We start from the raw sequence: 17,879 nt of genomic DNA on the forward strand, positions 1-17,879 counted from the left end.
TTTAATCGAAGTCTATGGCGTGCAACTGGCTGCCCTGGCGCTTCAGCCAGGACTTTGCCTCTTCCATATGGGGGCAAAGTTTCTTGCAGAGCGCCCAGAAGTGCGGGCCATGGTTCATTTCCTTCAGATGCGCCACTTCATGGGCGGCAAGGTAGTCGACCACCGAAGGCGGCGCCATGACGATACGCCAGGAGAAGCTCAGATTTCCCTCCGAAGAACAGGAGCCCCAGCGGCTGCGAGTATCCTTCATGGAGATGGAGCGGATCGGCGCCTTGATGGAGGCGGCATGCATGCGCGACAATCTTTCGAGATCGACGCGAGCTTCCTTCTTGAAAAAGGCAGCGATGCGGCGGCCGACATGTTCCGGCAGGCCGCTTACGCGAAGGACAGATCTGCCATCCACCACCACCGCTTCGGTCAGTCCGCGCAGGCTGCCGGTGTGCTCGATGCGATGTTTGATACCGCGGAAGAGAATTTCGCCGCCATGCCGCAGGTTCGTTTCGGTTGAGAATTTCGCGAGCTTGGTCAGCAGCCAGCCTTGATGACGATCGAGGAAGGCGTTGACTTCGCGGGCGGCAAGTCCCTTCGGGACCGTCATTTTCAGCGCCCGGCCGCCCGGCTCGATACGAAGCGTGATGCGGGTGGCGCGATCATGCTGCTTGATCGTCAAGGGCATCAGACGACCGGCAACATCGAGCGTCCGCGTTTCAGGCGGCGCCGGTTTTCTTGTCGGACGGCGGATCTTTAGAAGCGGAAACATAGGGATTTTCTATACGATTCGTCGGAAATCCGGGCAAAGAAAAACCGGCATCGGAAGCGATGCCGGTCATAGATTTTCTGTGATCACGCTTTACGGCGTCTGGTACTCTGCGACCGGGCCATTATCGTCGCGCCGGTTGTTCTTGCGCTCGCGCATGAAGCGATCGAATTCTTCCTGATCCTTGGCGCGGCGAAGCTCGCGCAGGTAGGAATCGAATTCCTCACGCATTTCATCAAGCTTGCGGCGCTCTTCCTCCATGCGATCGAGCTCGGCCTTGCGCCAATCGTCAAAGGCGACGTTGCCCGTCGAGAAGTGCGGGCGGTGACGGCCATGCGAACGGCGGCAGCCTGCAAAGAAGCCATCCGTTGCTTGATTAACGTCACGCTTGAAGCCGCGCAGACGCTCGCCGAAGATGATGTAGGCAAGCATGGCCAGCCCCAGAGGCCAGAAAACCATGAAGCCGAGGATCATCAAGGCAACGGTAGCCGGAGTCCAATCCGGGCGAAGCAATGCTGACTGGTTCATCGTGCGGTATCCTCGCGTTCAGCACCCGACACTATGCCGAGTGCTGAAAAAACAGATGGTTACCGCTGAACCGGCCTTCAAGACGATTTGAGGTTAAATCGAACAAGGCCTTGAATCGATGACATTAAATCAGCGTTTTCTAACTCACGCCGATTTGCCGCCCTTGATGACGCGCTGAACCGGCGGTTTCTTCGCGCGGGAATGCTGGCGCGTGAAGTTGACGATGCGGGGCGCAATCTCGCGGCGGAAGCGCGATCCGTTGAAGACGCCGTAGTGGCCGACATCCGGCTGCAGGTAATGCATACGCATCTCCTCAGGGATATTCACGCATATGGTCTGGGCCGCCTCGGTCTGGCCAACACCCGAGATGTCGTCGTTCTCACCTTCGACCGTCAGCAATGCTACGTTGCGAATTGCGGCGGGATCGACGCGCCTGCCGCGATGCATGAGTTCGCCCTTCGGCAGCGCATGCTTCATGAAGACCTGTTCGACCGTCTGCAGGTAGAACTCCGCGGTCAGGTCCATGACCGCAAGGTATTCGTCGTAGAAATCGCGGTGCTTTTCCGGCTCGCCGTCGTTCTTCACGAGATGCATGAAGAACTCCTTGTGGGCGATCAGATGCCGGTCGAGGTTCATCGACATGAAGCCGGAGAGCTGCAGGAAACCCGGATAAACAGGACGCATGAAGCCTGGTTGCGGCCAGGGCACGTTCATGACGACGTTATCGGCAAACCATTCGAGCGGGCGCTCCTTGGCAAGCTTGTTGACGGCTGTCGGATTGATGCGGGTATCGATCGGCCCACCCATCAGCGTCATGGACGACGGCGCAAGCGGATCCTTGGCTTCTTCCATGATTGCGGCAGCGGCCAAGACCGGCACGGAAGGCTGACAGACGGCGATGACATGGGTGTCATGACCGAGGAAATGCAGCATCTCGATGACGTAGTCGATATAATCGGAAAGGTCGAAGGTACCCTCCGTCATCGGTACCATGCGCGCATCGATCCAGTCGGTGATGTAGATATCGGCGTTCGGCAGCAATGCCTCGACAGTACCCCGCAGGAGGGTCGCATAGTGGCCGGACATCGGCGCCACGATGAGGATGCGCGGATCGCCGCCGTGACCAGCCGGGACATCGCGCGAAAAATGCAGGAGGTTACAGAAGGATCGTGCCCAGACGATTTCCTCGCGTACCGCAACCTTCTTGCCGCCAATCGAGGTTTCGTTGAGCCCGAATTCCGGCTTGCCGTAACGGCGAGTCGTTCGCTCGAACATTTCGAGACTGGCTGAAATGGTGCGGCCCATCGGGGTCTGCGAGAAGGGGTTCAGCGGATTTGAGTAGGCGAACCGCATAATATCGGCTGCAGCGCGGAACGGTGCCAAGGCTGCATGGTTCAATTCATAAAGCTGGTAAAACATGAGGGGGCGCCACCTTTCTCTATCCGGCAAAGACGACGCTGATTGAAGGGCGCCGGACTCTTTCCGTTAACGCTGGCACATCAACGCAGGCTAACAGGTTTTTGTTGCACAGCAACATAACATTCGTCCTGCAAAGAAAAATGCCGGAAAATTGACCTCCGGCATTAGCTTGGCGCACAAAGTTTAAGCTTCCCTGCAGAAATGTCGTTACCGGTCCGCTACGAAGAGCTGTTTCTGGGTGCCGAGGCCTTCGATACCGAGTTCGACGACATCACCATCCCTCAGGAAGCGCGGCGGCTTCATGCCCATGCCGACGCCCGGAGGCGTGCCGGTCGAGATGACATCGCCCGGGTGCAGGGACATGAACTGGCTGAGATAAGACACGACGAAAGCCACGCCATAGACCATCGTCTTGGTGGAACCGTTCTGCATCGTCTGACCATTGACCTTGAGCCACATGTTGAGGTTCTGCGGATCGGCAATTTCATCCTTCGTGACGAGCCAGGGGCCGATCGGGCCGAAAGTGTCACAGGACTTGCCCTTGGTCCACTGGCCCGAACGCTCGCTCTGGAAGGCGCGCTCGGAAACGTCGTCGGAAACGCAGTAACCAGCGACGTAATCCAGCGCTTCGGCCTCGCTCACATATTTCGCGGTCTTGCCGATAACGACACCAAGTTCGACTTCCCAGTCGGTCTTTTCAGAACCACGCGGGATCAGCACATTGTCGTTGGGACCGACGATCGCCGAGGTCGCCTTCATGAAAATGACGGGTTCGGGCGGCACGGTCGCGCCGGTTTCGGCTGCATGGTCCGAGTAGTTCAGGCCGATGCAGATGAATTTGCCGGTGCCGGCAATACAGGCGCCGATGCGGCCGGGCGCCAGCTCCGGCAGGCTTTTCGGATCAAGGGCCGCAATCTTCGCAAGACCTGCCGGCGTGATTGCCTCGCCGCCGATATCGGCTACGTGAGCGGAAAGATCACGGATCTTGCCATCGGCATCGAGCAGAGCCGGCTTTTCGTGGCCCGCTTCTCCAACGCGCATCAGCTTCATGAATGTCCTCCTCAATGGAAAGCAGATGCGCCACCTATGAACGAATTATTCATCGGTGTCATTATGACTTGCCGCGGAAGCGGTACGCCCGCTTAGAAAATTTCCGCCAGCGACGGACCAACCGGGACGATGTGTGTCGGGTTGAGGCTCTCGATCGAATAGTACCCGCGCTTGATGTGATCAAAATTCACCGTCCCCGCGATGCCGGGCCAATCCAGCATCCGGCGGCAAAAAGCCTTGAGATTGGCGTAATCGGAAAGACGCCGAAGATTGCATTTGAAAAGGCCATGATAGGCGACATCGAAACGTACGAGCGTGACGAACAGGCGGATATCGGCTTCCGTCGGATGGTCGGCAAACAGGAAGCCGTGCCCTTCAAGCTGCGGTTCGATCCAGTCGAGGCAGCCAAAGACCTCGGCAAAAGCCTCCTCATAGGCAAGCTGGGTCGTCGCAAAGCCGGTGCGGTAAACACCGTTGTTCAATGACGGATAGATGCGATCGTTGAAAGCGTCTATCTCGGCCCGTCGAGCAAGGGGATAGAGATCGATGTCACCGTCGGCGAGATCGCCAAAACCATTATTCAGCATGCGCAGGATATCGGACGATTCGTTGTTGACGATTGTTTCGCGTTTCTTGTCCCACAATACCGGCACCGTGGCGCGTCCCGTGAAATCAGGATCCGCTTTCGTATAGATTTCATGGATGTAAGTGGCACCGTTCAGCTCATCGGCGGTAGCTCCGGGATAATCTCCAAAACGCCAGCCCTGCTTGCTGAGCGCTGGTTCGACGATCGAAACCGAGATGACGTTCTCAAGCCCCTTAAGCTTGCGGCCTATCAGCGTTCGCGAAGCCCAGGGGCAGATATAGGCGACATAGAGGTGGTAGCGGCCTGCTTCGGCGACAAAACCGCCCTCACCCGTCGCGCCTGCATTGCCGTCGAGTGTCACCCAATTGCGGAAGCTCGATATCTGGCGGACGAAGCCGCCCTTCTCATCCTTCGCCTGGACCGGTTGCCAGTCCTCGGTCCATTTGCCATTCACCAGCATCGCCGCATCTCCTGATCTATCGGATTTGAGGCTGCTTTACCGAGACTTCTTCGCGCGCGTAAGCCCAGTTTCTGGAAACAGATTGTACACTCGCTACGATCAAAGGATGCTTGCCAAGCGAGCAGGCACGGAAATATCACTATGTGATCTCCGCTGTGGAATCCCCATCCATCGCCAACTTCCGGAAGCCAGCATGACAAAAACCAATAGCCGCGAATCCGAATATCCTGTCGATCCGATGTTTCTGGATCGCTGGTCACCGCGCGCCTTCACAGGCGCGATCATCCAAGAAGCCGAGCTTCTGACACTGCTCGATGCGGCGCACTGGGCGCCATCCTCTGCAAACAACCAGCCATGGCGGTTTATCTACGCTCTGAAGGGTTCCGAGCACTGGGAGAAATTCGTTAGCCTGCTCAATGAATCCAATCAGGAATGGGCGAAGAACGCTTCGGCACTGATATTCGTGGTCTCGCGCAGCTTCAACGGCGCCCGCGGCACCAGTGAAGAACGACCGAGCTACACGCACTCCTTCGATGCCGGGACCGCCTGGGGATACCTCGCTATCCAAGCCCGCATCTCCGGCTTCTATGCGCATGGCATGGGCGGCATCAAGCATGACGAGATCAAGGAAAAGCTTGACGTTCCTGATGGTTATCGCGTCGAAGCCGGCATTGCCGTCGGCCGTATCGCCGACAAGAGTGTTCTTTCAGAACGCAATCAGGAACGTGAATTCCCAAGCCAGCGCAAGCCGCTCTCCGAGATTGCCTCCAACGGCCATTTCGTCGGCAACGGATGATCGAGAACAAAAAAGCCCCGCGAGCCTGTTGGCTGCGGGGCTTATTGTGATCGGCTTCCGATCAGATATCGAGGTTTGCAACGCTCAGGGCGTTTTCCTGGATGAATTCGCGGCGTGGTTCGACTTCATCACCCATCAGGCGGGCAAACAGACCGTCGGCATCGGTCGCATCATTGACCTTAACCTGCAGCAGCGAGCGGACGTTCGGATCGAGCGTCGTTTCCCACAGCTGTTCGGCATTCATTTCGCCGAGACCCTTGTAACGCTGCATCGTCAGGCCTTTGCGGCCGCTGGCGAAAACCGCATCGAGCAGTGCGCGTGGACCGGAAATTTCCTGATCGCCGTCCCGTCGGCTGAGGACCGGCGGAGTCTGATAGATTTCCTTCATACGCGGCGTGAGCTGGTCGATAAAACGGGCATCCTGCGAGCCGATCAACGCCATATCGAGCACGATGACTTCCTTGACGCCGCGGACCATGCGCTCCAGACGGATACCCCCCTCGCTGGTGAGGCTGCCTTCCCAGCCGCGCTCGGTTTCCTCGGCAATGATATCAAGCCGCCTGGCCACTTCGATCGCCAGTTCCTGAGCGCGTTCGGCATTGCTGACCAATTCGGCATTGAGCGCACCGGCTATAGCTGCCTGTTCGACGACCGCACGATTGTAACGCGAATGCAGATTGTCGAGCAGTGCGCGCAAGCGCAGGGCGTCGTGAATAACCTCGTTCAAATCCTGTCCAACACGAACTTCGCCGCTGGCGAGCTTGAGTGCGGCATCATCCAGACCCTGACCGATCAAATAGTCTTCGAGTGCCTTTTCATTCTTGACGTACTGTACCGACTTGCCACGCGAGACCTTATAGAGCGGCGGCTGGGCGATATAGAGATGGCCGCGTTCGATCAGCTCCGGCATCTGGCGGAAGAAGAAGGTGAGCAACAGCGTGCGAATATGGGCGCCATCGACGTCTGCATCCGTCATGATGATGATCTTGTGGTACCGCAGCTTTTCAACGTTGAATTCGTCCTTGCCGATGCCGGTGCCGAGTGCGGTAATCAGCGTGCCGATTTCCTGACTCGACAGCATCTTGTCGAAGCGAGCGCGTTCGACATTCAGAATCTTGCCGCGCAGCGGCAGGATCGCCTGATTTTCGCGCGACCGCCCCTGTTTGGCCGAACCGCCTGCCGAGTCACCCTCGACGAGGAAAACTTCAGACTTGGCCGGATCGCGCTCAGAGCAGTCAGCCAGCTTGCCGGGCAGCGAAGCGATATCGAGCGCACCCTTACGGCGCGTCAGTTCGCGCGCCTTGCGGGCCGCTTCGCGGGCGGCAGCGGCTTCAACCACCTTGCCGACGAGAACCTTGGCTTCGCTGGGATGTTCCTCAAGCCAGGTGCCGAGGGCCTCATTGACGAGGCTTTCGACAACGGGACGGACCTCCGAAGAAACGAGCTTGTCCTTGGTCTGCGACGAGAACTTGGGATCCGGTACCTTGACCGAGAGCACGGCAGTCAAGCCTTCGCGACAATCGTCACCGGTGAACGTCACCTTCTCCCTCTTGGTGATACCCGAGGTGTCGGCATAGGAGGTGATCTGACGCGTCAGCGCGGCGCGGAAGCCGGCCATATGCGTGCCGCCGTCGCGCTGGGGAATGTTGTTGGTGAAGCAGAGCACGTTCTCATGGTAGCTGTCGTTCCACCACATGGCGACTTCGACGGTGATGCCATCCTTTTCGCCGCGGATCGCGACCGGCTTTTCGACGAGCGGCTTCTTGGCGCGGTCGAGATAGGAGACGAAGGCCTCGAGGCCACCGTCATACATCATCTCTTCCTGCTTGATGTCGGAGTGACGCTTGTCCGTCAGCAGGATGCGGACGCCGGAGTTGAGGAAGGCCAACTCGCGCAGACGGTGCTCAAGTGTGCCGTAGTCGAACTCCGTCATGGTGAAGGTGCCGGTGCTCGGCATGAAGCTCACTTCCGTGCCGGTCTCGTTTGGAGCCTCGCCCGTCACCTTCAGCGGAGCATCGGCGACGCCATGCGTGAAGCTCATCTCGTGGATCTTGCCCTGGCGACGGATCTTCAGCTTCAGCCAGACGGAAAGCGCGTTGACGACCGAAACACCGACGCCGTGCAGACCGCCTGAAACCTTATAGGAATTCTGGTCGAACTTACCGCCGGCATGCAGCTGGGTCATGATGACCTCGGCCGCCGAAACGCCTTCGCCAGTATGGATATCCGTCGGAATACCGCGGCCGTTATCCGTCACGGTGACCGAACCATCGGGATTGAGCGCGACGGTCACGATATCGGCATGGCCGGCCAGCGCTTCGTCGATCGCGTTATCGACGACTTCGTAGACCATATGATGAAGGCCGGAGCCATCATCGGTGTCGCCGATATACATGCCCGGGCGCTTGCGCACGGCATCAAGTCCCTTCAGGACCTTGATGGAATCTGCGCCATATTCGGTGTTTACGCCGTTTTCCGTCGCGGGTGCATCGGTCATTCTGTTGAGATTTTCCCTGTTGTCGTAAGCAACGGCGCGCCTTGCGAATCACCGGCTTTTTCAATGTCGAATATAGGTTTTTTGCAGCGAGTTCCCAATGGCAAGGCCCTAAAACAAGGCATAAATCAGGGGATTATGACGCTTTTCCGTCCCCTTTGCCGCCATTTTCAAGAAACGCGGATAGCCGGGCGATATCGGCGCTGTCAAGGTTGCGAATCCGCTTTGCGAGACGATTGGCAAATGCGGTATATTCGGGGGGCAGACCTGACGTATCCACGATCACACGCGGATCGGAAGAGCCGGCAACAAGGAAGAGTTCCTCGGCCTCGTCCCAGATGATGTTGAAGTAACCGGCGATGCGCTGCAGAAGGTCGAAACTCGGTACACCGCGCTTTCCGTGCTCGAGAGCGGAGAGATAGGCCGGCGAAACATTCAGAGCGGCCGCCATCTGTTTCTGCGTCACGCCCTTGCGGGCGCGCAGCTTGCGGACTGCCTCTGCAAACGGCGTCAAGATGTTTCCCCGGCACGTCGGGAGAGGCGGATATAGAGTGCGCCCTCGCCGCCGTGATGCGGGGCGGCCGATTCATAGGAAGAAATCAGAAAACGGAATTCCGGTTTGGAAAACCAGAGCGGCACAGCGCGTTTCAAGGCACCTTCACTGCCCATGGAACTGCCCTTGCCGGTAATGACGAGGACATGCCGCATGCCCCGCTCATGGGCCCGGATCAGGAAATCGAGCAGGAAGGAATGCGCTTGGCTCTGCACCATGCCGTGAAGGTCGATGCGCGCTTCAAGAGCCAGCTTGCCCTTGGCGATCTTGCGCTTGACCGGCCGCTCCAGTGGATGGTGGACGCCCGACGGCTGCTTTGCAGGCACCTGTACTGCAGTTTGCTGAGGAACGGGTGAAGTCGTCTTCTGCTTTTCGGCCTTATCCCGCTCTACCGCCGCCTCGGCTTCCAGCAGAAAGGCGTCGAGCGCGGTCAATTCATCCGTCTTTCCGGGCATGGGCCGGGTGCTGCGGGCCACCCTGCCCCAGAGAATTCTCTCGTCCGAGCTCAGCTTGCGGTCTTTCGCCACTAGTGGAACCTCGCAGCGGCGGCATTCGGAACGAGAATTGCAAAATCGGCATCGTTGCGCACCGTTCCTGCCAGTTCGCCCGCAGCGTAACCCGAACCGGTAAAGATGTCGCCGCGCGCAGGACCGACGATTGCCGAACCAGTGTCCAGCGCCAGCATCAGCCGTTGAAACGGCTTGCCGCCATCGAGATGTGTCAGGGTCGCAGAGCGGATGAAGAACGGAAAGCCAAATGTGTGGATCAGACGATCGACGGCAAGCGAACGCCCCGCGAGCAGCGGTACCTTTGCCGCGGCGATCGGCCCCGCATTCGGATCATCCACGGATGCTTCGCGAAAAAAGATATAGGAACGGTTATGCCAGAGGATTTCGTCGACCTGGTCCGGATGGGCAGCGAGCCAGGCGCGGATCGACTGCATGGATATGTCTGCACGGTCGATTTCGCCGCGGTCGATCAGTAGCTTGCCGATAGCTGAAAAAGGGTGGCCGGCTTTTGCGGCATAAGTGATGCGACCGATACTGCCATCCGGATAGCGCAGGCGGGCGGCGCCCTGCACATGAACGAAGAAAAGATCGACCTTCGATTTTGCCCATGCAATCTCCAGACCGCGATTGTCCAGATAGCCTTGATCAATGGCACGGCGATCCGGATAGGCATCGATCAGACCATCACGCAGGCGTGCGAATGCGTAAGTGCTGTCCAGTGTCGCGGGGCGGTTCTGATCGTCGAGGTCAATAAGATCGTCCGGGCGCCGGTAGATCGGAAAACGGAACGCAGCATCTGGTGTAGCGGAAACTTCGATTTCCGGTTCGTAGAAGGCAGTGACGAAACCACTGATGCCGTCGGCCCGGACAATCCGGAACGGCTGACAACGCTTCTCGAAAAAGGCGCGCGCCTCCCTTGCCGAAGACGGATGAAATGTCTCGGCTTCCTCCAGCAACGGAAGGAGATCGGCCGAAGTCAGCCGCAGCGACCCAGTGCGATAGGGTTTTGTTTCGAAAATATGGCGCCGACAGTTAGCCATCACTTCAAAAAGGCTGGAGGGATCATCATCCCCCCAGCCTTCCAATGCATCGAAACCGACTGCCTGAAGGGCGAAGTCCGCTATGTCACTCATGTTCCGATTCGGTTGCCACGAGTTTCCAGTTGGGATCACGCGAACGAGTGTCGCGCGCGAAGGTCCAGAGATCGTTGACCTCGGCGACATTCTCGGCATCGCCGTCAATCAACGTCTCATTCTTGTCATAGGTGGCAGAGATCAACTGGCTGATGATGCGGACTGTGATCTGGGCTTCACTGCCCTTCGTCTCGGCGTGAGTGATCTCCGCCTTGTCGATGCCGACAAAAGTGGACTTCATCTTTTCGCCCTTGTTTTCGCGATCGGTGATCGCCGCGTCGAAGCCGTCATAGACTTCGCGGGAGAGAAGGTTCTTCAGAGTTTTCCGGTCACCATCCGCGAAGGCCATGACGATCATCTCGTATGCCATTCGGGCGCCGTTCAGGAATTCCTTCGGATTGAAAGACGGATCGGACCTGTTGAGCGCGCGCAGAGATTCGTTCAGCGGCGTGCCGGCCGGCGCAAAAGCGTCAATTGCGGAGAATCGCTCTTCCTCTTCGCCATTCGCATCACGTCGCGGCAGGGTTACGACCTTGCCGGCATCGGCGGTATCGTTCTGCGCGGCATCCCGTGGCGTATAGAGATCACGCGGCGGCTTCTCATTTCCCGTGCGGCGTCCAAGAACGGACCGGAGCTGAAAGAAAATCAGCACCGCCGCCACCAGAAAAAATAATGTAATGAAGTCGTTTGAACTCATATCCCGCCGCTATTCGCTGTTAACATCCCTGATTTCTATCACCATATAGTCCGGCTACACGGATGATTCAAATCATGGCTGGTATCTTCGCCAGTGCCAAGAGGAGCCCGAGCACTCGGGATAGATAGATGCGTTTTTCCATGCTGCCGGTTTTTGTGCTGCTTTTGCCGCTCGCCGAGATCGCCGGCTTCGTGATTGTCGGCCGCGCGATCGGGCTTGCAGCGACTCTGGCGCTTGTCGTGCTGGGCTTTGTCGTCGGCTCATTCCTCCTGCGTCGGCAGGGTATCGGCATATTGCGACGCATGTCCGCCGAAGGTCGCAATGGCACCATGCCCGGACGCGAGTTGCTCGATCCGGCGATGAATGTGATTGCCTCGCTACTTTTCATCATCCCGGGCTTTCTCTCCGATATCCTGGCGATCCTGCTCCTCATTCCGCAGGTTCGCAATCTGCTTTGGCGGTCGATCGCCAAGCGCTTCGTCGTTGTCGGCACCGGTGGCACTGGATCTTCCGCGTCCTCGCGTCCGGATTTTCGAAGCCGGCCGGGTAATTCGAGCGATTCAAAGGTGGTCGATCTCGATGAAGAGGACTATCATCGGGAACCGGACGGCAAGTCGCCCTGGTCCGGCAAACAGCTCGGCGACTGATGCGGCGACGTATTGCTGCGCCGGGCGCCCAGGGTTGTAAGCCCATCCCCGAAATGTTAGATGGCGGCACCATCCAATGCCCCTCGAGGAAAATCCCATGGCAGACGACAACAACAGCAACGGTGCAGCGAGCCCGACCCTTTCGATCCTTGCCCAATACGTCAAGGATCTTTCCTTCGAAAATCCGGGCGCACCGCGTTCGCTTCAGGCTCGTGACAAGGCACCGGCGATCAACATCAATGTGAACGTCAATGCCAATCCGCTGTCCGATACGGATTTCGATGTCGTGCTTTCGCTGATCGCTGAAGCCAAGGAAGGCGACAAGACGGTATTCCATACCGAGCTCGTCTATGGCGGCGTCTTCCGCGTTGCCGGCTTCCCGCAGGAGCACATGCTGCCGGTTCTCTTCATCGAGTGCCCGCGTATGCTCTTCCCGTTTGCACGCCAGATCATTGCCGACGTCACGCGCAATGGCGGCTTCCCGCCGCTGATGATCGATCCGATCGATTTCGCGCAGATGTTTGCGCAGCGCGTTGCCGAGGAACAGACCCGTTCCAAGGTTCAGGCCGTTCCGAACTAAGCGGTCTTACCAGACGGATATTCAATGCCCGGGTTTTGCCCGGGCATTTTTGTTTTCAGTTGAGCTGATCGTATTTCGACCAGACCGCCTTTTGACCAAGCTTGGCGATCAAGGCGTCGTGGGCCTCGGCCTCCGCTTCGCTCAATCGCGGCGCCAGTGGACGGGGCCGCTCGATGATGGCGGCGATCACGACCTCCTCGACCGAGACGTCATCAGCGCGCTGTCTCGCGGGGCCGGCAAGACCGAGTGCTGTCTGCCGACCACCGATCATCTCGATATAAACTTCGGCGAGAAGCTCGGAGTCGAGAAGGGCGCCGTGTTTCGTACGGTGCGAGTTGTCGATGCCATAACGACGGCAGAGAGCATCCAGCGAATTCGGACCCATCGGATGCTTGCGTCGAGCAAGCGACAGGGTATCGATGACGCGATCCGGCAGGATCGGCGGCAGGCTGATCCGGGCTAGTTCGGAGTTGATGAAGCCCATATCGAAGGTAGCGTTGTGGGCGATCCATTTGCCGTCGCCGAAGAATTCCAGGACCTGCTCGACGACATCGGCAAAAGGCGGTTTGTCCTTCAGGAATTCATCTGTGATGCCGTGGACGGCGAGTGCGTCGGGATGAACTTTCTGATCGCCCGGATTGACGAAAAGGTGGATCGTCCTGCCTGTCGGAAAATGGTTGAAGAGCTCAATGCCGCCAATTTCGATGATACGGTCCGTGCGATTGTCGAGGCCGGTGGTTTCCGTATCGAAAATGATTTCACGCATGCGGGGCTTCTTCCTTCGCTATCCGTCTTTTCAGGTCGGCGATGATCTCAGCCACCTGTTTTCTTGCCGCCTCGATGCCGTGGCCGGTATCCACGATATAGTCAGCCCGGCGACGCTTTTCCGCATCTGATATCTGGCGGGAGAGAATCATATTGAATTTTTCCTCCGTCATGTTCGGACGCGCAAGCACTCTTTCGCGCTGAATCTGTGGATCAGCGCTGACGACGACGATTGCATCGACCCTTTGTTCGGCGCCGGTTTCGAAAAGCAGGGGTATATCGAGCACCACCATGTCCGCGCCCGCCTGTCGCTGTCGGTCCAGGAATTCGCTTTCTCGTTTGCGGACCAGCGGATGAACGATTTGTTCGAGCCGTTTGAAACTGTCCGGGTTTTGCGCGAGCTGACGGCCGAGCTCCTGACGGTCGACGGCACTGCTTTTCATCGTGCCGGGAAACGCGGCATCGACCAGGGGGGCTGCCTCGCCGGCATACAGATCATGCACGACAGCATCGGAATCGTTGACGGGCACATCGGCTTCGGCAAAGAGCTTCGCCGTCGTCGACTTGCCCATCCCGATAGAGCCAGTCAGGCCGATCCTCAGCATCAGTGTTTTTCCATATCCGCGATGATCAGAGCTCGCAGCGTTTCATCGACGACCGGCCGTTTGCCGAACCATTTTTCAAACCCGGGCGCGGCCTGGTGCAGCAGCATGCCGAGACCATCGACGATGGCGAAACCCTGTTGCGCCGCCTGAGCGAGGATCGGCGTTTTCAGCGGCACGTAGACGATGTCGGTGACCACGGCATCCGAGGCAAGCGGCGAGAAGTCGATCGCGGGCGCCGCCTCGCCATCCATCCCGAGCGATGTGGTATTGATGAACAGCCCCGCACCTTTCATGACTTCACCAAGTGCGCCCGTCGGATGGCCATGGACTTTCGAGCCAAAGCGATCGGCCAGTTCACGTGCTCTCTCGACCGTACGATTGACGACGTGGATTTCTCTGAAGCCGCGCTCGCGAACAGCCTGGATGACAGCACGGCTCGCGCCCCCCGCGCCGAAGATGACGACCTTGTCATGACGGTCCCAGCCGGGGTGACGGTCGTCGAGATTGGCGGTGAAACCGCGGCCATCGGTGTTGGTGGCAAGAAGTCTTCCATCCTCCAGCCACAGCGTGTTCGACGCGCCAAGCTCTTCCGAGAGCTCGTCCGGCTGGTCGGCAAGTTTGGTCGCCAGTTCCTTGTGAGGGATCGTGACGTTGCCGCCGACAAAACCGGCGCTGCCATCCCGCAATGAAGTGATGAAATCCCCAAAGGCTTCCGGGGCAACTTCATGGGCTCGGTAGCTGCCGGGCAGATTGAGCGTTTTCAGCCAATGTCCATGGATCAATGGCGAGCGCGAGTGCTTGACGGGAAAGCCCGTGACAAACGCTTTCGGCCCATGTGTTTCACGTGAATCATCCATCGATCGCTTCCAGTTTCCGGAGTTTTGCAAGAAGGGGTAACATCGGCAGGCCAAGGATCGTGAAATAATCGCCGTCGATCTTCTCGAACAGCTGGATCCCCTCCCCTTCGAGCTGATAGGCGCCGACACTCGCCAGTGCTTTTGTGCCAACGCGTTCCAGATGACGCGCGATAAAATCATCCGCCAATGGGCGCATCGTCAGTTCGGCGTGCGCAACGTACCGCCACAAGACTTCTGCGCCACGGACGATTGCGATTGCGCTATTCAAGCGATGCGTCTTACCCGCGAGTACACGCAGATGATTGGCAGCATCATCCATATCCTTCGGCTTGTGAAAAACCCGCGAACCGAGTGACATTGTCTGGTCGGAACCAATGACCAGCGCGCCGCTGAAACGCCGGCTGACGTCGTTCGCCTTTGCTTGCGCGAGAACGAGCGCCACCTCATCCGGCGTTGCACCCGATTTTTCCAGCGGCGCCTCGATTGACCGTTCGTCGATTTGAGCGGCATGCGCTTCAAACGCAAGGCCCGCATTTTCCATCAGCATCCGCCGGAACGGGCTCGACGATGCAAGAACGAGCTTCGGTGTCATCAAATCCTCGGCAGCGATTCGGTTATTCAGCGCTTAACGTAGCTTCGGCCGCAGGGCAACGATGGCCGCTGCCGTTTCCTCGATCGAGCGTCGCGTCACATCGATCATCGGCCAATTATGCCGGGCGCAGAGAGATCGTGCATATTTCAGCTCCTCGGAGATTGCGGCACGATCAGTGTAGTGTTCGCGGTCGAAACCGGGAGTCGTTCCGAGCAGGCGATTTTCGCGAACTTGAGAAATCCGGTCGGTGGTAGCGATGAGGCAGACGACAAGAGGTTTGGTCGCGGTCAGCAAGCCCTCCGGCAAAGGCACGCCATAGACGATGGGTATGTTCGCAGTCTTGATGCCGCGGTTTGCGAGATAGATGCTGGTCGGCGTCTTCGACGTACGACTGATGCCGACGATGACGACGTCAGCTTCATTATAATCCTCATGCATCTGACCGTCGTCATGATCCATGGTGAAATTCAGGGCTTCGATCCGGGCGAAATATCCGGCGTTCATGACGTGCTGGGCGCCGACGCGACGCCTTGATGGCGCACCAAGATAGATCTGGAACGCACCGATGACTGGCTCCAGGACATTGACCGATGCTACGCCCATCTCCGCGCAACGCTCATCTATGAGGGTTGCGAGTTCGCGGTCGACGATCGTGTAGAGCACGATGCCGGGTTCATTGTCGATTGCCTGTAGGACCGGCAGCAGCTGTTTGCGATTCCTGATCAGCGGGTAGACATGTTCGATTGGCTGGCTTGACTTGAACTGCGCCGATGCAGCGCGGCCGGCAGAGATGAGAGTCTCTCCCGTCGAGTCAGAAATCAGATGCAGATGGAAGAAGTTCGTTCTGTTCTCCACGCTATTTTCCGTCGCCTGTTGAAAAGACTGGATGGCGAAGAGCTAATGGGCCGGGGTGGACCGAGGCAAGGGAAAACCTGCCTCCTTATCCACATTCCGGTTTTTGCGATGTCATATCTTCGATGCTTGTGGATGACGGGGACGATATCGATATGTCCTACATTCATCCACAGTCTATCCACAGAGAGGGTTTCAAACCGGTATCGACGAAGCCTCTGGAATCTCTTCAGGATTCGAATTTTCCATAGTTTTTGAAACGATAGGCGATTTTTTATTCGAGTTGTTCCGGGCTGCGTGACAATTGGCGTCGGCGGTGGATGGATTTTAATCCTTGATAGACACCGACTCTAAGAAATAGAAACCTTTTAAAATATCTTTGATTTTTTATAGGGAAGAAGCGCTTGAGCGAAACGCGCCGGAAAATTATGCGGGTTCTCGATGGTGAGACCCTCACGCCCCCTCCCCTCTGGTTGATGAGGCAGGCAGGTCGTTATCTGCCGGAATACAGGCAAACACGCGCCAAGGCAGGAAGTTTCCTCGATCTCTGTTATTCGCCCGACTATGCGGTGGAGGTCACGCTTCAGCCGATACGGCGCTATGGCTTTGACGCAGCCATCTTGTTTTCCGATATCCTGGTCATCCCTGATGCGATGAAGCGCAATGTGCGCTTTACCGAAGGGCATGGTCCGGAAATGGATCCGATCGATGAGACAGGCATCGCCGGACTGGATGGAGAATATGTCGTGGATTATCTGCAGCCAGTCCTGGAGACGGTGAAGCGTCTGAGGGACGAGCTTCCTCCAGAGACGACGCTCCTCGGCTTCTGTGGCGCTCCCTGGACGGTTGCGACCTATATGATTGCCGGTCACGGCACCCCGGACCAGGCGCCTGCCCGTCTGTTCGCCTACAAGCATCCGCGCGCGTTCGAGCATTTATTGATGCTGCTTGCCGATGTCTCCGCCGACTATCTCGTGGCGCAGATCGATGCCGGCGCCGATGCAGTCCAGATCTTCGATTCCTGGGCCGGCGTTCTCGGCGAGAGGGAATTCGAAGCCTTTGCTATCCGTCCGGTTGCCCGCATGATTGCTTCGATCAAGGCTCGGCGGCCGCAAGCGCGGATCATCGCCTTTGCCAAAGGTGCCGGCTACCAGCTGAAGACCTATCGGCAGAAGACGGGCGCAGATGCGATCGGGCTCGATTGGTCTGTACCGCTTGCCTTTGCGGCCGAGTTGCAGAAGGACGGACCGGTTCAAGGCAATCTCGATCCGATGCGTGTTGTGGCGGGCGGCCGTTCGCTTGAGGATGGTATCGATGATATTCTTCAGGCGCTTGGAAACGGGCCGCTGATCTTCAATCTCGGTCATGGCATTACGCCACAGGCGGACCCGGAGAACGTGCGCCTGCTTGTCGAGCGCGTGCGTGGCGCTGGGGTTGCGTGATGGAAAAGCAGACGGATCAAAAACCGGGTGCCTATGCCCGCCGGCGTGCCCATTTTGCGCTCGCCTTTTTCGCTCTTCTTGCAGTCGGCCTCTTCGTCTGGACCCCCGACAATCTCTATCTCTGGATCAAGGCGCTGCATATCATCGCCGTGATCTCGTGGATGGCCGGGCTTTTCTACATGCCCCGCCTTTTCATCTACCACACGGATGCGGAACCCGGTTCGATTCAATCCGAGACCTTCAAGGTGATGGAACGCCGGTTGCTCAAGATCATCATGAACCCGGCGATGATGCTGACCTGGATCTTTGGCCTTTATCTTGCCTGGTCGGTTTATGATTTCCAGGGCGGGTGGCTGCATGCAAAGATCGGACTGGTTGTTCTCCTGACGGTCGTCCATGTCTTTTTCAGCAGGGCTGTGCGGGCCTTCGAGCGCGATGAAAACCGTCGTTCGGCGCGTTACTGGCGCTTCATGAATGAAGCGCCAACAGCCCTAATGATCCTCATCGTCATCCTGGTGGTGGTGAAGCCTTTTTGAAGCCCAGGAGTTGCTGCAGTT

The 17,879-nt window shown here is 57.9% G+C and carries 20 protein-coding genes; 5 read left to right on the plus strand and 15 right to left on the minus strand.

The window, feature by feature from the left end:
* Position 1 precedes the first annotated feature (1 nt).
* From AC1DUP_RS26905 to AC1DUP_RS26925, 5 genes are all read right to left on the minus strand, one after another.
* The gene (locus tag AC1DUP_RS26905) at positions 2-760 is read right to left on the minus strand and encodes a YgjP family zinc-dependent metalloprotease (RefSeq protein ID WP_113300855.1); all 759 of its coding nucleotides are present in this window, start codon (positions 758-760) and stop codon (positions 2-4) included.
* 90 nt (positions 761-850) lie between these two features.
* Positions 851-1,285 carry a DUF2852 domain-containing protein gene (locus AC1DUP_RS26910; RefSeq protein WP_113300854.1) on the minus strand — a complete coding sequence of 145 codons (435 nt, stop codon included), beginning with the start codon at positions 1,283-1,285 and terminating at the stop codon, positions 851-853.
* A gap of 144 nt (positions 1,286-1,429) precedes the next feature.
* Positions 1,430-2,704 (minus strand): polyhydroxyalkanoate depolymerase, encoded by a 1,275-nt coding sequence (locus tag AC1DUP_RS26915; RefSeq protein ID WP_113300853.1) that lies wholly within the window; start codon positions 2,702-2,704, stop codon positions 1,430-1,432.
* 207 nt (positions 2,705-2,911) lie between these two features.
* The gene (locus AC1DUP_RS26920) at positions 2,912-3,754 is read right to left on the minus strand and encodes a fumarylacetoacetate hydrolase family protein (protein ID WP_113508710.1); all 843 of its coding nucleotides are present in this window, start codon (positions 3,752-3,754) and stop codon (positions 2,912-2,914) included.
* A gap of 92 nt (positions 3,755-3,846) precedes the next feature.
* Positions 3,847-4,800 (minus strand): glutathione S-transferase family protein, encoded by a 954-nt coding sequence (locus AC1DUP_RS26925; RefSeq protein WP_477835731.1) that lies wholly within the window; start codon positions 4,798-4,800, stop codon positions 3,847-3,849.
* Between the two features lie 193 nt (positions 4,801-4,993).
* On the opposite strand from AC1DUP_RS26925, the gene AC1DUP_RS26930 reads away from it, so the two are divergent.
* Positions 4,994-5,596, plus strand: a complete 603-nt coding sequence (locus AC1DUP_RS26930; protein WP_113300850.1) for a nitroreductase family protein — start codon at positions 4,994-4,996, stop codon at positions 5,594-5,596.
* A gap of 61 nt (positions 5,597-5,657) precedes the next feature.
* Here the strand turns inward: AC1DUP_RS26930 and gyrB are convergent, their stop codons facing one another.
* From gyrB to AC1DUP_RS26955, 5 genes are all read right to left on the minus strand, one after another.
* Positions 5,658-8,093: a DNA topoisomerase (ATP-hydrolyzing) subunit B gene (gyrB, locus tag AC1DUP_RS26935; protein ID WP_113508708.1), complete on the minus strand. Its 2,436-nt coding sequence runs from the start codon at positions 8,091-8,093 to the stop codon at positions 5,658-5,660.
* A gap of 133 nt (positions 8,094-8,226) precedes the next feature.
* Complete coding sequence (locus AC1DUP_RS26940) at positions 8,227-8,604, minus strand: helix-turn-helix domain-containing protein (protein WP_113300848.1); 378 nt, start codon at positions 8,602-8,604, stop codon at positions 8,227-8,229.
* Entirely contained in the window at positions 8,601-9,170 is a 570-nt protein-coding gene (locus AC1DUP_RS26945) for a Smr/MutS family protein (RefSeq protein WP_477835734.1), read from the minus strand. The genes AC1DUP_RS26940 and AC1DUP_RS26945 overlap by 4 nt, the downstream gene beginning before the upstream one ends.
* A complete protein-coding gene (gene mltA / locus AC1DUP_RS26950) occupies positions 9,170-10,285 on the minus strand; it encodes a murein transglycosylase A (RefSeq protein ID WP_477835736.1) in 1,116 nt (371 codons plus the stop codon). Before mltA ends, AC1DUP_RS26945 begins: the two co-directional genes overlap by 1 nt.
* Positions 10,278-10,982, minus strand: coding sequence for a Tim44/TimA family putative adaptor protein (locus tag AC1DUP_RS26955; RefSeq protein WP_113300845.1), 705 nt, complete (start codon positions 10,980-10,982; stop codon positions 10,278-10,280). The genes mltA and AC1DUP_RS26955 overlap by 8 nt, the downstream gene beginning before the upstream one ends.
* Before the next feature lie 128 nt (positions 10,983-11,110).
* On the opposite strand from AC1DUP_RS26955, the gene AC1DUP_RS26960 reads away from it, so the two are divergent.
* A complete protein-coding gene (locus AC1DUP_RS26960) occupies positions 11,111-11,629 on the plus strand; it encodes an FxsA family protein (protein WP_477835738.1) in 519 nt (172 codons plus the stop codon).
* A gap of 97 nt (positions 11,630-11,726) precedes the next feature.
* Positions 11,727-12,209, plus strand: a complete 483-nt coding sequence (secB, locus tag AC1DUP_RS26965) for a protein-export chaperone SecB (RefSeq protein ID WP_113300843.1) — start codon at positions 11,727-11,729, stop codon at positions 12,207-12,209.
* Positions 12,210-12,264: 55 nt separating this feature from the next.
* On the opposite strand, the gene dnaQ is transcribed toward secB, so the two are convergent.
* The 5 genes from dnaQ to AC1DUP_RS26990 are packed head-to-tail and all read right to left on the minus strand — an operon-like array spanning position 12,265 to position 15,883.
* Positions 12,265-12,975 (minus strand): DNA polymerase III subunit epsilon, encoded by a 711-nt coding sequence (gene dnaQ / locus AC1DUP_RS26970; RefSeq protein WP_113300842.1) that lies wholly within the window; start codon positions 12,973-12,975, stop codon positions 12,265-12,267.
* Complete coding sequence (coaE, locus tag AC1DUP_RS26975; protein WP_113508704.1) at positions 12,968-13,579, minus strand: dephospho-CoA kinase; 612 nt, start codon at positions 13,577-13,579, stop codon at positions 12,968-12,970. The genes dnaQ and coaE overlap by 8 nt, the downstream gene beginning before the upstream one ends.
* Entirely contained in the window at positions 13,579-14,436 is an 858-nt protein-coding gene (locus tag AC1DUP_RS26980; protein WP_477835741.1) for a shikimate dehydrogenase, read from the minus strand. Before AC1DUP_RS26980 ends, coaE begins: the two co-directional genes overlap by 1 nt.
* Entirely contained in the window at positions 14,429-15,028 is a 600-nt protein-coding gene (locus tag AC1DUP_RS26985; RefSeq protein ID WP_477835743.1) for a Maf-like protein, read from the minus strand. Before AC1DUP_RS26985 ends, AC1DUP_RS26980 begins: the two co-directional genes overlap by 8 nt.
* A 33-nt stretch (positions 15,029-15,061) precedes the next feature.
* Entirely contained in the window at positions 15,062-15,883 is an 822-nt protein-coding gene (locus tag AC1DUP_RS26990) for a pyruvate, water dikinase regulatory protein (RefSeq protein ID WP_477835745.1), read from the minus strand.
* A 401-nt stretch (positions 15,884-16,284) separates the two neighbouring features.
* Here AC1DUP_RS26990 and hemE point away from each other — a divergent pair, with 401 nt between their 5' ends.
* Both hemE and hemJ read left to right on the plus strand, forming a co-directional pair.
* Positions 16,285-17,322: a uroporphyrinogen decarboxylase gene (gene hemE / locus AC1DUP_RS26995; RefSeq protein ID WP_477835747.1), complete on the plus strand. Its 1,038-nt coding sequence runs from the start codon at positions 16,285-16,287 to the stop codon at positions 17,320-17,322.
* The gene (gene hemJ, locus AC1DUP_RS27000) at positions 17,322-17,858 is read left to right on the plus strand and encodes a protoporphyrinogen oxidase HemJ (RefSeq protein WP_477835749.1); all 537 of its coding nucleotides are present in this window, start codon (positions 17,322-17,324) and stop codon (positions 17,856-17,858) included. Before hemE ends, hemJ begins: the two co-directional genes overlap by 1 nt.
* The last annotated feature ends 21 nt before the right edge of the window (positions 17,859-17,879 follow it).

This window comes from Rhizobium sp. 01L419 (genome assembly GCF_056400025.1).